The sequence below is a fragment of the Picosynechococcus sp. PCC 7003 genome (assembly GCF_001693255.1).
GTDB lineage: Bacteria > Cyanobacteriota > Cyanobacteriia > Cyanobacteriales > MRBY01 > MRBY01.
Genome location: NZ_CP016474.1, coordinates 99,305 through 113,034 on the forward strand (window position 1 = coordinate 99,305; position 13,730 = coordinate 113,034).

Here is a 13,730-nt window from a genome sequence, read left to right on the forward strand (position 1 = left end):
GACTGTAACTATGGTTCATCCTTTGCCCGCTGACCTCGATCCCCAAAAACTTCCCAAACACATCGCTGTCATTATGGATGGGAATGGTCGCTGGGGCCAACAGCGTGGTTTACCCAGAATTATGGGGCACCAAAAAGGGGTAGACACGATCCGCAATATGCTCACCTACTGCCAAGACTGGGGGATCCATGCCCTCACGGTCTATGCGTTCTCCACCGAAAATTGGCGGCGTCCCCCCACTGAGGTGGAATTTTTGATGACCCTGTTTGAAAAGGTGCTGCGGCGGGAAATTAAAATTTGGGCGGCAAAAGGAATTCAAATTCGCTTTGTGGGCGATCTGACCTCCCTACCTTATTCTCTCCAGGCCGAAATTCAACGCTCTGTCATTCAAACCGAGCATAATGACGGTATTCAATTTACCGTCGCCACCAACTACGGCGGACGCCAAGAATTAGTCCAAGCCTGTCGGGCGATCGCCACTAAAGTTGCCGCCGGGGAACTCCGACCCAGCGATATCAATGAAACCTTGATTAACGATCACCTTTATACCCACGGCATCCCGGATCCCGATCTTTTGATTCGCACCAGTGGTGAAATGCGCCTGAGCAATTTCCTGCTGTGGCAGATGGCCTATAGCGAAATTTATGTCACTCCCACCCTCTGGCCTGATTTTGACAAAACCGAACTCCATCGCGCTCTCCTAGCCTTTCAGAAACGGGAACGCCGCTTTGGCAAAGCCACCGTTTAAGCCCCCCGGAAAATGCAGGAAAATCGCCTAAAGTCCTCCTTGGGGGTTGCTTGAAAAAAAAATGGAAAAAGGAGTTGACATCTATAATTTTTGACTTTATATTATTGAAAGTGACCTAAACCACTTGGGACTGTAGTTCAGCTGGTTAGAATGCCTGCCTGTCACGCAGGAGGTCGCGGGTTCGAGTCCCGTCAGTCCCGTACAACAAAGAACGATTCAATCGGCTTATGGCCATTGGTATGGATATTGCGATGCAATGCGATAAACAGCTCTAGCCAGGAATAGTGATGTACTGGTAGGCTGATATCAGAATTTCAAAGGCAGTGAACTAGGATGGCATGGCGTCGGCGTGATTTTTTACAAGCTTTGGGGTTGACCTGTGGTGCCCTAGGGTTTTCTTCGTATTTACAGCCATCTACTCTTAACCAATCTGCCCAGGCTCTCAGTCAATTTCGCGGCCGCAAGATCGCGCTACTCATCGGCATTGACCACTATGGTCAAGACCATAATCTGGGGGGTTGTCAGCAGGATCTAAAAATCCAGAAACATTTGCTAGAGTCTCGTTTTGGTTTTGCGGCAACGGATATTATCACCCTCCGTAATGAGCAAGCCAGTGGCAATGGTATTTTTACAACGTTTCAAACAGACCTCAAGACCAGGGTGAAACCGGAGGATCTGGTTTTTGTACATTTCAGCGGCTATGGTACTCGGCTAGTCACAGACCCAGCGGCTCCGGAACCGATGCCGGCCCTTGTGCTCCCCGGAAAATCTGGCCCGGAGGCGATCGCCCTGAGCACTTTCCAGGCATTAATCGAAGATCTCAATCCAGCCCAGGGGATTCTCGTCTTAGATACTAGTTTTGACCCCGGCTCCCGGCCTCCGGCTGCCTATTGGCGACCCCGCACTTATCCTGAGGGAACAGCGATCGCCCCCGCCGTTGTCCCCGAAACCAGCACCGTTAAACCAAGTTCTAGTTTTGCGTTGGGGCGATCGCCTGTAATCCAACTCTGGGCTGCCACCGAGGGCATTACCGCAGAAGTACAAATTAACGGCGTGATGACGGGGCTTTTTACAGCAGCCCTTGGGCAATACCTCTCCGCCTATGACCCAATGGTGACAGTAGCCACGGCCCAGGCGAACCTCACTGTTCGTCTACCTAAGGATGAGACTCAGCCGGCGACAATGACATTTTTGGGCGCCAAAACCGCCCCCCTCTATGGCACGCTTCCCACTGATACGTTGCCCGCAACAGGGAAGATTTTCAGCCAAAATCCCACAGGATTAGAAGTCTATTTGGGGGGCTTTGAACCGGAGATTTTGCAGGCGATCGCCCCTGGTAGTGAATTAACAATCCGCACCGAAACCGCACCGATTTTCCAACTCAGCGGGAAAGCAGGGGTCTTCGGCCAAGGGAAAGCCTCTACTCCGAATGTCACCGTTGGCACAGCGCTCCAAGAAACCAAACGTCACCTGCCCCGCAACCTCGCTTTAAAAATTGCCCTTGCTGAGGATCTCAGTCGCATCGAACGGGTAGATGCTACCAGTGCTTTTGCAAGTCTGACCAATGTCGCCAGTGTGAGCAACCCCCAAGATTGGGTAGATTATGTTTTTGATGGCGCCTATCAGTTGACCACAAACTCCGGCAAAATTGTCCCCGGTGTGGTGCCAGCCAGTGATAATGAAGCGATCAAATCTTCAGTGAGTCGACTCCTGCCCCGCCTAGAGCAATTATTAGCCCTGAAATGGCTCCGGCTATTGGTGAACGAGACCAGTACTCAACTACCCTTAAAACTGAGTGTCCAACGTCTAGATCGTTTTTCAACCCTGCTGACAGCAAAAACGACGCCCTTCAGCCTGGGGCAATCGAAGAGCAATCCCAATCCTCAGCCGATGTTTACGGTGGGAGAAAAGGGGCAATATCAGTTGGAAAATACCGGGACGCAACCCCTCTTTTGTCTGGGTTTTGCCCAAAGTCCGAAACAGGAATTGTTGTTGCTGACCTCAAAGGAAAGCCTAAAACTCCCTTCGGCAACAGCGGTCAGCCCCCTCGAATTTACAGCTTTACGTCCCCCCGGGCTCTGGACAACCTATTGGATCATTGGCGATCGCCCCTTTGAAAATTTCCAAGACCAGGCCACCCAACTTTTTGGAGATTTAGAAACCATTCCCCAGAGACTCGAAAAACCTCTACCCCTGATTCAAGCTCTCCTCAGCGATTTGCAAGCAATTCCTCCGGAAGGCACAGAACCCAATAAAGAAAATTACGTTTTCTCGACAACCCAGTGGGCGGGTTTGCGCTTTACCTATACCGTTGTAGAAGCGGATGCATCATCATAATCTTGGGGCTTGGCACAATTTTAAAAAATATAGTTAATTCGAATAAGTTCTAGAGGATTAAGGGTCATCGCAATAATCTCTAATAAGCTGGTCAAGACTGGTTCCCTCCGGCAAATATTCCCTTCTCTTCTTGAGAGCAGCAAAATCATGTTCTATTTTGTTGAAATCTGGGGAGTACTTTGGCAGAAACTTGACGATGTGACCCTTCTGGTCGGCGAGTTCCCTTATCCTGCTTTTGCGGTGAATTGGAGCATTATCCATGACTAATATTGAGTTCTCCTTCAGCTGCGGCATCAACCAATGGGATAACCATGTCTCAAAACAGATGGCATTCACGCTTCCTGTGACCAACATCGGGGCAATCATCTTGCCCTCTTGTCGAGCGGCCAACAGATTCTCTCGCTTTTCGCGTTTTCCTGTCCTCTCTCCAAATAATTTCTGACCTCTGGGTGCCCATCCATGTCTTCGATGCACGCGGTTATCGAAACCTGATTCATCGATAAAGGCTAATTTCTCTGCTCCTACCCTTTGGAGTAACTCTCGTAGTTCTCTGAGATATTGTTGCCGTTCTCGATGGTTACGCTCTCGATATTTTTGCTGTTTTTTTTCTCGTTATCTTCATCTGTTTGAGGGCATAATGCATTGAACTTGTGGTCACCCCAAAGTGCTTGGCTCTATCGAGCAGTCTTGCTTCTGGATACTGCCTGACATGCTCGGCGACTGCTTGCCAGTCGAGCTTACGACGACGACGATTCACTACTGTTGGTTTCAGGTCGGGACGCTTGAGCCAACTATAGACTGTCGCTTCTGAAACTTCATAGCGTCTTGCAGCCTCTGCTTTGCTGCCGCCAGAGCGGACAAAGTTCACCACTCTTGTTCTGAGGTCTAAGCTATACATCTTTTTCCTCCATTCTTTATTCGAATTTACTATAAAATCAAACAAGAAAAAACCCCCGAGACGAAACCCTGGGGTCAAAAACTACTAGTTTTTTAAGCTAAAGGATTAGGGCTTGGTATGGTTGTTTTCAGCAGCCCAAACTCGCCAGATTCATGATTTTTTAAATCCTAGAGACCAGGAAGGTTGAGGCCACTGGTCAGCTCTTCCATCCGGGTGCGCATGGTTTCGGTGGATTTGGTATAGGCATCAGTCAGAGCTTCGGAAACAGCAGCCGAGAGTTCCTCTGCACCCTTGGCGATCGCCTCTGGGGAAATTTTGACACCCCGTGGTTCCTGGTTACCGCTGAGGACGACCTTTACAGAACCGTCGGCGTTGGTGCCTTCAATGTTCATCGCTTCCAGTTCTTCTTGGAGTTTTTTCGCCCCTTCCTGTACCTTTTGGGCTTGCTGGAATGCGGCGGCCAGCTCTTTCATTTTCCCGAGTCCAAATCCTTGTGCCATAGTCCTTACAAAATAATGATGTTAGTGATTGTCTCGTCTAGATCAGACCCCCAGGGCATCTAATCCGTAACCTATCTTAATACCTCTTGGCACTATTTGACGCCACCGAGGGATTTTCTGCCGGGGGTTAGGAAAAATCTCCCAGAATTTTGACTTCGGGTTTGAGTAAAACCTGCCAGCTCTGCTCCACCTGTTCTTGAACATGTTGAATTAGCTGGAAAATGTCCATGGCCTTAGCGCCACCACAATTGACAATAAAATTGGCATGGCGTTCGGCCACCTGGGCACCGCCAATTTGATATCCTTTCAGCCCCGTTTGTTCGATTAAATGACCCGCTGCCTGGGGATAGGGATTGCGGAAAACACTGCCACAACTGGGTAAATGGTAGGGCTGGGTAGATTTGCGCATCCGGAGATTCCGATTGGTTTCCGTCCGTACCGCTGCTTTATCAAAACCGGGTTCCAGTTGAAAGGCTGCTTCTAAAACCAGGCGATCGCCCCCCTGGAGATTAGAGGTGCGGTAGCGGTAATCGAGATCTGCCGGTTGGAGCTGGTGAATGGTACCGTCGGGGTTAAGAACTTTGAGCCACAGCAGTTGATTGGCAACACAGCCCTGGTGGGCGCCCGCATTCATCACTACACTCCCGCCGACACTTCCCGGAATGCCCACGGCCCACTCCAGACCTTTCCAACCCCGTTTCGCCGCATTCCAAGCAAGGCGGGCAATGGGTTCCCCTGCACTGGCTACGAGAATGCCATCGTCCTCTTGGGCATGGTAATAGCGTAATTTTTTCGTGTTGATGGTGAGGCCAGGAATACCTTTATCACTGATCAAAAGGTTAGAGCCTGCCCCCAGAATCGTTAGGGGAAACCCCGATAAATGCTTGAGATACCATTCAAAACAGGCTTCTGTTTCCAGCAAAGTGCTGGGTTCTGCATAAAATTCCGCCTTTCCTCCAACCCGAAAGGAGGTGTAGTGGGCCAAGGGGACTTGAGCTTGAATCAGGCTCTTGCCGTCGCCTGGGGTTGTCACATTAGTAGCAATCTGGGAACGGGAAGGGGAGCAAACCATGGCGTATTTCCGGGTCTAGGGGGCAAAGGTTAAAAGCGCTTAGTCTGGGACAGAACATTGGGTCAACGGCACTTGGTGCAACTCAGGATCGCCATTGGCAGACAGTTGAGCCAAGAGAATCGGGATACTTTGGTTAAGATTCCCAGCTCCCAGGAACAGAACCAGATCCCCTGTTTGTAGTTGTGGTGCTAACCATGTGGGTAGGCTTTGGAGATCTGGGTAATAGGCAACGTCACCATCCTGTTGATGGGCGATCGCCTGCTGTAGGGCTTCACCTGTAAGGCTATCTACATTTTTCTCCCCTGCACCATAAATATCAGTAATTATGGTCACATCTGCGTTTTTAAAAGCTTTTGCAAATTCATCGAAGAAAGCTTGGGTACGACTGTACCGATGGGGTTGAAAAATGGCCACAACCCGTCGCCCTTGACCGGCCCGGAGCCGAGCTGCCTGGAGGGTAACTTCGATTTCACTCGGGTGGTGGGCATAGTCATCAATGAGGGTAATACCCTGGTATTGACCGCGAATTTCAAACCGTCGTTTTGCCCCTTGAAAAGAAGCTAAAGCTTCAGCAATCGGCTCAAAGGGAATGCCATAGGAACGGGCTACGGCGATCGCCCCTAGGGCATTACTGAGGTTATGGGCACCCAGCAGGGCTAAATCAATTTCCCCCAGGCGATCGCCCCGTTCCCAAATCGTTGCCCGGGTCGATGTTGATCCGTAGTGAATATCCGTCGCCCAATAATCAGCTTGTTCAATATTCTGTAACCCATAGCCCACCTGATAGGGCACGGCCCCCGTAGCGATGGTGGGACAGTCCACGCAGGCAATCAGGCGATCGCACTGCTGAGCAAAGGTTTGAAAAATTGCTACCACCTGATCCAGCGATTGATAATGATCCGGGTGATCTAATTCAATGTTCGTGACAACCCCCAGCTGGGGACGGAGCTTTACCAAGGTACCGTCCGATTCGTCAGCCTCCGCCACCAAATAATTGCTTTGGCCGAGGCGAGCATTGCCATCCCAAGCATCCACTTCGCCCCCAACAATGATTGTCGGATCAACCCCTGCAACCAGAAAAATATAGCCAATCAAACTACTGGTCGTTGTCTTTCCGTGGGTTCCCCCCACCGCCACACTGTCATATTCCGCGACTAGGGCAGACAAAACATCAGACCGATGGAAAATGTGACAGCCTAAGGATTGGGCCGCTTGAAATTCTGGATTTTCTTGGCCAATGGCCGTTGAGCAAATAACCTGGGGCAAACCGTTAGATTCAATGGCATCGGGTTCCCCACGAAAAGCCTGTAAATTTTCTTTGATTTGTTGACTGAAAATATGGGCACCCACTGCCGCTAAGCGTTCTGTAATGTGACTAGCGCGTTGGTCAGAACCGGAGACGGGTAATTTTTTTTGGGCCAGGACATAAGCGAGAGCAGACATCCCAATCCCGCCAATGCCAATGAAATGGAATGGTTTTCCGTTTAGATCTACTGTTTTCAAAGATCCCTCCCCTCACACGTTCTATCGCTAGTATGGGTAACGATAGATAACAGAACACATTTAAGTATGCAATATTACCGGACATTTACAAGTAAATAATTCTGCGGAAAGGTTTCTTTTGGCGATCGCCTTTTTGGGTCTAGCCAATCGATCTAGAGGCATAGCACCGAAGTCTTAATTCCCAAATCAATTCAGCAGTTTCCCGAAATTCGGGGATCGAATTGTGCAGTCTTTGATATGATTGGGGTCATCAAATGAAAACTTTTATTGCAATTTAATCTTTAATAGAGGGCAAGACGCGGTGATTAGAGTAGCGATTAATGGATTTGGACGTATTGGACGCAACTTCTTGAGATGTTGGGCTGGTCGTGAAAACAGCCAACTCCAAGTCGTTGGGATCAATGCGACCACCGATACCAAAAGTAATGCCCACATGCTTCGTTACGACACGATGCTGGGTAAATTTGATGGCGAAATCGATTATGACACCAACTCTCTGACTGTCAACGGTAACGTGATCAAATGCTGTTCTGACAGAAACCCCCTCAACCTTCCTTGGAAAGAGTGGGGCGTCGATTTGGTGATCGAATCTACCGGTGTATTCAACACCGAAGAAGGATCTTCTAAGCACATTACAGCTGGTGCACAGAAAGTACTGATTACAGCCCCTGGTAAAGGCGGTCATATCGGCACCTATGTGGTTGGTGTAAATTCCGATCAGTATGGCCATGACAAACAAAATGTAATTAGTAATGCCAGCTGTACCACCAACTGCCTCGCCCCCATTGTTAAAGTACTCAATGATCGTTTTGGAATCGTCAAAGGGACGATGACCACCGTCCACAGTTACACTGGCGACCAACGTATCCTCGACAATAGCCACCGGGATCTCCGTCGGGCGCGGGCCGCTGCAGAAAATATTGTGCCGACTTCTACCGGTGCCGCAAAAGCTGTTGCCTTGGTTATTCCTGAAATGAAGGGTAAGCTCAACGGGATTGCAATGCGGGTACCGACCCCCAACGTCTCTGTGGTTGACCTGGTTGCGCAAGTAGCCAAGCCCACCATTGCTGAGGAAGTTAACCAGGTACTCAAAGAAGCTTCTGAAACCTACATGAAAGGGATTTTAGCTTACACCGAAGAACCCCTCGTCTCCTGTGATTTCCGGGGGACTGATGTCTCTTCTACGATTGACGGTAGCCTCACCCTCGCCATGGATGGTGACCTGATTAAGGTTGTGGCTTGGTACGACAACGAGTGGGGTTATTCTCAACGGGTTGTTGACCTTGCAGAAATCGTTGCCCAAAACTGGCAAGGGTAATTTCTCAAAACTAGATGTACCATGTCTGGCATTAGTGTTGAGCACAGGTTAGACATCTAATCAGACAGGGAAAGTTAGTAGTTGAAAAAAGGTGGCTTTGTACCACCTCTTTTTTTTGCTGGCTAAACTTCAAACAGGCTCTCGAATTCATGGCGTAGGGCCTGAAGATTGGCAATGCGAGCTACCACCAGATAGGGTTCTTGGGGGTCGTCGGGGAATTCCTGTTCACAGCGGCGCACCACTGCTTCTTGTTTAAGCCAAAAGTGAACCATGGTTTCGACGACTTCATCCCAGTTCCAATGGGGCTTTTTCGGAATGGTGTCTAGGGCGTGGATAAAGCTATCTAAGGTACAGCGATAGGCCGCTAAATAGGCTTTTGGACGCTGGGGATCTAGTTCGTATTGCTGTTGATAGTTAAAGAAAGTGAGGAGGGGCGTCACCCCAAGAAGATCGAAAGAATAGGTCATTTTTTGCACACTCCAAACGCATGACAAGGGGAAAAATCAGTCCACGGCATCCTTGGGCTGGGACTGTCCCATTGATCAAAGGCGATCGCCACAGGATAGGACAGTGGGAGGGAGAGCGCTCGTCCCTACGGTTGAGATATAGGGACTGTTATTTTTCTAGTTTAAGGAAAATTCCTCTTCAAAGGGTTATCTGCAAACTTTTTGCAATATTTAGCAGTTTCTAAGCGAGAGTGCTAATTTTGGACTGATTTACAAGTATTTGTTGAGCAATAGGGCGAGTTTTTCCTTCGTGCTGGCTGGGACTTGGTCGAGGGGAGTGAGAATCGCGTATTTAAGAGCATCATGGGCGGCGGACTGGGGAGGATTGGTTGCTAGTTTTTCAACGACAGCCTGGATCACTTTTTGGGCATTGGTGGCATTTTTATGGAGATTGCCGATGACCATTTCAACGGTGACGCTGTCATGGTCGGGGTGCCAACAGTCGTAATCGGTCACGAGGGCGAGGGTCGCATAGGCGATTTCTGCTTCCCGGGCCAGTTTGGCTTCCTGGAGATTGGTCATACCAATGATGCTGGCATCCCAACTGCGGTAGAGATTAGACTCGGCTTTGGTGGAAAAGGCCGGGCCTTCCATGCAGATATAGGTGCCGCCCCGGTGGAGATCAACGCCTTCTAGGTTTAAGGAGTCCACTGCATCGCCTAAAATGGCCGCCAATTGAGGACAGATAGGATCGCCGAAGGCAATGTGGGCAACAATCCCGTCTCCAAAAAATGTGTCGGTGCGGTGGCGGGTGCGGTCAATGAATTGATCGGGAATGACCATGTCCACAGGTTTGATGGGGGCCTGGAGCGAACCCACAGCCGAGGCAGAAATAATGTATTCGACGCCGAGGGATTTGAGGGCGTAGATATTCGCTTGAAACGGAAGCTCTGTGGGGAGGAGATGGTGATGACGGCCATGGCGGGGGAGAAAGACAACGGGGGTGCCGTCGAGGGTGCCGCTGATGAGGCGATCGCTTGGGGCACCGAAGGGAGTTTCAATGGTAATTTCTTCGATGTTTTGGAGGGCGTCCATTTTGTAGAGACCGCTACCGCCGATGATGCCAATTTTGATGTCTGCCATGGTGACTCGCTGTTAGATTTGCCTTGATTTGCTACAACATTATCTTGTATCAAAACCTGCTTTAAATCCCATGTTGCAATTTTTTCGGACGATTTTAATTACGGTGGCGGCGATCGCCTTTATGTGGTTTCCCAGTGAAGCGGCGATCGCCCTGGGTGGCCCCCAACCCGAACTCAACCAACTCGCCCCAGAATTCACCCTCCTGGGCAATGACGGCGAAGGAGAAATTCAAGAATTCTCCCTCCAAGACTACCGGGGTCAATGGGTCGTACTCTACTTTTATCCCCAGGATTTCACCCCTGGCTGTACCCTCGAAGCCCGCCGTTTCCAACAGGATCTCCCCAAATACCTTGAACGTAATGTACAAGTCCTGGGGGTCAGCGTTGACGATGTCGATTCCCACGAAGCGTTCTGTGATGCCGAAGGCTTAAAGTTTCCTCTCCTGGCCGATAGCACCGGGGACGTGAGTAAACAATATGGCTCCTACCTGACGGGCTATTCCCTGCGCCATACCTACCTCATTGATCCAGAAGGTATTTTGCGCAAAATTTATCTGGGAGTAAATCCCGCGATCCATAGCCAAGAAGTCCTTACAGACCTTGATTCTCTGATGGCAAATTCCTCAGCCCAGCTTCCCCCGATGGGTTAAAATCGACAACGATTGTAAAGTTTGTCCACACCGTTGTTTTAAAAGAAGATTCCTCCATGATTCACGATATTTTCATGCCCGCCCTCAGCTCTACGATGACCGAAGGTAAAATCGTCTCTTGGACTAAGTCCCCGGGGGATAAAGTCGCTAAAGGTGAAACCGTTGTCGTGGTGGAATCTGACAAAGCCGATATGGACGTTGAGTCTTTTAACGAAGGGTTTCTTGCAGCGATTATTGTTGATGCGGGAGAAGAAGCACCAGTGGGTTCGGCGATCGCCCTCATTGCCGAAACCGAAGCAGAAATCCCAGAGGCTAAACAAAAAGCCGCTGACCTAAAAGGAGGGGGTAGTAGTGCTCCTGCCGCTGCACCAGCACCTGCGCCTGCCGCACCTAGTCCAGAGCCGACCCCCACACCTGCGGCACCGACCCCCACACCTGCGGCACCGACCCCTGCCCCCGTGGTCAATGATGGCAGAATTATTGCTTCTCCGAGGGCGAAAAAACTCGCCAAAGAATTTGGCGTTGATCTCAAAACAGTTCCTGGCTCTGGCCCCCACGGTCGCATCGTCGCCGAAGATATCGAAAAAGCAGCCGGTAAAGCGCCCACTATCGTCCCAGCCGCCGTCTCAACTCCCGCCCCGACAACCACTAAACCTGCAGCCCCCACACCGGCCCCTGTCGCCGTTGCGCCTGGTGAAGTCGTCCCGATGAATACGTTGCAACAGGCGGTTGTGCGTAACATGAATGCCAGCCTGAATGTGCCTACCTTCCATGTATCCTATGACATCACAACCGATGCCCTAGATGCTCTCTACAAGCAAATTAAGAGTAAGGGCGTCACCATGACAGGTCTTCTAGCCAAGGCGGTGGCTGTGACTCTCCAGAAACACCCAGTGGTCAATGCCAGCTTCGGGGATAACGCAATCCAATACAGCAGTGGCATTAATGTGGCGGTGGCCGTCGCCATGCCGGATGGTGGTCTGATTACCCCTGTGCTCCAAAATGCCGATCAAATGGATATCTATTCCCTTTCCCGCAAGTGGAAAGATTTGGTAGACCGGGCGCGCCTCAAGCAATTGCAGCCCGATGAGTACAGCACTGGTACCTTTACCCTCTCTAACTTAGGGATGTTTGGGGTCAATAGTTTTGATGCGATTTTACCCCCCGGCCAAGGTTCAATCCTCGCGATTGGTGGTGCCCAGCCCAAAGTGGTTGCGACGCCCGATGGCTTGTTTGGTGTGAAAAAGCAAATGACCGTCAATATTACCTGCGACCACCGCATTATTTACGGTGCTGATGCAGCGGCATTCCTCAAGGATCTAGCTGACTTGATCGAAAACAATACCCACAGCTTGACCCTTTAGGTTAATCTCGTTGATCCTTGGGATTTTCCTCAAATATGCAATAAACCATGATCTGTGACTCCCCGCCCTGGGGAGTTTTTTGTAGCTATGATTGTGGCCGTTTTTAAGGACAATAAAAAAGACAACCATCATTAGGGTTGTCTTCTGTACTTCATTTTGCGAATTTTAGATAAAAAAGACGATTTAAATAAAGTCGATCAATCGTGTTTTAGTTAACGGTTTTACCACCGCCCCAAGCAACACCACGCACCTGGGCTTGAACGAGGACATAACCGGAAACATTTTGCAGATCTTCTTCATTGAGATTGCGCATGCTACTCCAGATGTCGGCGCGGACGGTGTTGGGGTGCAACTGAGACAGGTCTAATTCACCATCGTAGGAGGTGGGATTTTTCAGATAGTCCACCATGGCCAGGATATTATCGCGGCGGGGTTCTGCCCCTTCTAGATCCACCGAAGAAAGGGTTACGTTGGGGTTACTCTTTGTCCGGCCGCTGTTGTGGCAGGTGGAGCAAGTGTTGATAAAGATCCGCTCTCCCTTGGCAACCTGCTGGTCACTGAGGACGACCGTTTCGGTTTCATTGAGGTTGACGGTGCGGTCTACTTCCCGGAGAGCCGTAGCATTGGCAGCGCCGACATTGAGTTGCCAAAATAGTAAAACGAATGCGCTAATCCCGAAAATAAATTTTTTGAGTGGGTCGATCCCCAGAATTTTATTCATGTTTTTCCTCAATACAGCAATAACGTAAATAAATCTATCTCCACCTATTTAACTGTGAAGGCAGACCTACAGGCAAGAATTTATCAAGGCTGTAAGTAAATGTGCTTATCTTTGTTTGTTTAAATTTGCGTTGCCAACGGCACCAGTCAGCCAGGGCAACTAACCATACATATCATGCCATTGGGGTGAATTTTTCTTATAAATCCGTAAAGAACAGCAATATTTCGCGCGATGTTGTGCTGTTTTCTAGGGTTCACCCTGGAGAATGTGGGCGATCGCCGTTGCACATTGGGGATCGCTGCCAAAGGGTTGACCAAGGTAAACGGTGATGTCGGGGTGAGTTTGGGAAAAGGTGCTGATCTGTTCGGCGATCGCCCCTGGGATTTTGCCGGAAAAAAGGAAATAGGGAACCAAGTGAATCGTTTTTGCTGTTGCCTCCTGGAGTTGGGTAAGCCTTTGGTCAAGAGACGGTTCTGTGGCCCAGTAGGCGGTACTGGCGTTGAGGGTTTGGGCCAGCTTTTCGATTTCGGGATTGGCCCCGGTGCGACGGCTACCATGGGCGATCAACAGGCGTTGGGCGGCAGGATTTTGGGCAAATTGCCGCTCTAGGAAAGGGGCAAGGCGGGCATCTTTACCGAGGTAATCGAGCAGTTTAAAGCACACCTGGGGAAATTGGGTTTGCAGTTGGGCGATCGCCTCTGGCAGATCTTCTCGGACATGAACACCGGGCAAGAGGAACAAAGGGAGAATTTGCACTTCAGCGGGTTCTGGGGCGTGATCTTGGAGGAACTGGGCGATCGCCGTGGTTAGAGTCACCTCGCTACATTCTAAATAGGCCCCAAGTACCGAATGATCCACCTGGGCTTTCACCTGGGCGATCAGGGTTTGAAATTCCCGTTGATAACTGTCACTAAAACTGCCATGGACGACCACCACCGATAACCGCTGCATGAATTTTTTGTCCCATCTACTGTTTCTGTTTCGTGATTATAGAAAAGTTATCGCCAAATTTCTGGGCCATAGTTGTGGCG

At 50.0% G+C, this 13,730-nt stretch carries 12 protein-coding genes, 1 tRNA gene and 1 pseudogene; 6 read left to right on the plus strand and 8 right to left on the minus strand.

The genetic code is table 11. The features are described from left to right. Window positions 1-10: 10 nt before the first annotated feature. The 3 genes from AWQ21_RS00495 to AWQ21_RS00505 all read left to right on the plus strand — a co-directional run bounded on the left by AWQ21_RS00495 (window position 11) and on the right by AWQ21_RS00505 (window position 3,085). Window positions 11-748: an isoprenyl transferase gene (locus AWQ21_RS00495; protein ID WP_157094678.1), complete on the plus strand. Its 738-nt coding sequence runs from the start codon at window positions 11-13 to the stop codon at window positions 746-748. Window positions 749-874: 126 nt separating this feature from the next. Then, window positions 875-948: transfer RNA gene (locus AWQ21_RS00500), tRNA-Asp, on the plus strand. A gap of 133 nt (window positions 949-1,081) precedes the next feature. Next, entirely contained in the window at window positions 1,082-3,085 is a 2,004-nt protein-coding gene (locus AWQ21_RS00505) for a caspase family protein (RefSeq protein WP_065712853.1), read from the plus strand. 57 nt (window positions 3,086-3,142) lie between these two features. Here AWQ21_RS00505 and AWQ21_RS16010 read toward each other — a convergent pair. From AWQ21_RS16010 to murC, 4 genes and pseudogenes are all read right to left on the minus strand, one after another. Beyond that, a pseudogene (locus tag AWQ21_RS16010) lies at window positions 3,143-3,983 on the minus strand (IS630 family transposase). A 167-nt stretch (window positions 3,984-4,150) separates the two neighbouring features. Continuing rightward, window positions 4,151-4,483 (minus strand): YbaB/EbfC family nucleoid-associated protein, encoded by a 333-nt coding sequence (locus AWQ21_RS00520; RefSeq protein WP_065712856.1) that lies wholly within the window; start codon window positions 4,481-4,483, stop codon window positions 4,151-4,153. A 127-nt stretch (window positions 4,484-4,610) separates the two neighbouring features. After that, on the minus strand, window positions 4,611-5,555 hold the full coding sequence (gene murB / locus AWQ21_RS00525; RefSeq protein ID WP_065712857.1) for a UDP-N-acetylmuramate dehydrogenase: 945 nt from the start codon (window positions 5,553-5,555) through the stop codon (window positions 4,611-4,613). 39 nt (window positions 5,556-5,594) lie between these two features. Next, window positions 5,595-7,058 carry a UDP-N-acetylmuramate--L-alanine ligase gene (gene murC, locus AWQ21_RS00530; protein WP_065712858.1) on the minus strand — a complete coding sequence of 488 codons (1,464 nt, stop codon included), beginning with the start codon at window positions 7,056-7,058 and terminating at the stop codon, window positions 5,595-5,597. Window positions 7,059-7,359: 301 nt separating this feature from the next. On the opposite strand from murC, the gene AWQ21_RS00535 reads away from it, so the two are divergent. Next, window positions 7,360-8,376 carry a type I glyceraldehyde-3-phosphate dehydrogenase gene (locus tag AWQ21_RS00535; protein WP_065712859.1) on the plus strand — a complete coding sequence of 339 codons (1,017 nt, stop codon included), beginning with the start codon at window positions 7,360-7,362 and terminating at the stop codon, window positions 8,374-8,376. Window positions 8,377-8,498: 122 nt separating this feature from the next. On the opposite strand, the gene AWQ21_RS00540 is transcribed toward AWQ21_RS00535, so the two are convergent. After that, window positions 8,499-8,843, minus strand: a complete 345-nt coding sequence (locus AWQ21_RS00540) for a hypothetical protein (RefSeq protein ID WP_065712860.1) — start codon at window positions 8,841-8,843, stop codon at window positions 8,499-8,501. A gap of 249 nt (window positions 8,844-9,092) precedes the next feature. Continuing rightward, on the minus strand, window positions 9,093-9,965 hold the full coding sequence (locus tag AWQ21_RS00545) for an S-methyl-5'-thioadenosine phosphorylase (RefSeq protein ID WP_065712861.1): 873 nt from the start codon (window positions 9,963-9,965) through the stop codon (window positions 9,093-9,095). 70 nt (window positions 9,966-10,035) lie between these two features. On the opposite strand from AWQ21_RS00545, the gene AWQ21_RS00550 reads away from it, so the two are divergent. Both AWQ21_RS00550 and AWQ21_RS00555 read left to right on the plus strand, forming a co-directional pair. Beyond that, a complete protein-coding gene (locus AWQ21_RS00550; protein ID WP_065712862.1) occupies window positions 10,036-10,614 on the plus strand; it encodes a peroxiredoxin in 579 nt (192 codons plus the stop codon). Between the two features lie 56 nt (window positions 10,615-10,670). After that, window positions 10,671-11,978, plus strand: a complete 1,308-nt coding sequence (locus AWQ21_RS00555) for a dihydrolipoamide acetyltransferase family protein (RefSeq protein WP_065712863.1) — start codon at window positions 10,671-10,673, stop codon at window positions 11,976-11,978. 208 nt (window positions 11,979-12,186) lie between these two features. On the opposite strand, the gene psbV is transcribed toward AWQ21_RS00555, so the two are convergent. Both psbV and AWQ21_RS00565 read right to left on the minus strand, forming a co-directional pair. Next, window positions 12,187-12,699, minus strand: coding sequence for a photosystem II cytochrome c-550 (gene psbV, locus AWQ21_RS00560; RefSeq protein WP_065712864.1), 513 nt, complete (start codon window positions 12,697-12,699; stop codon window positions 12,187-12,189). 246 nt (window positions 12,700-12,945) lie between these two features. Continuing rightward, window positions 12,946-13,650, minus strand: coding sequence for a sirohydrochlorin chelatase (locus AWQ21_RS00565; protein WP_065712865.1), 705 nt, complete (start codon window positions 13,648-13,650; stop codon window positions 12,946-12,948). Window positions 13,651-13,730: the final 80 nt, after the last annotated feature.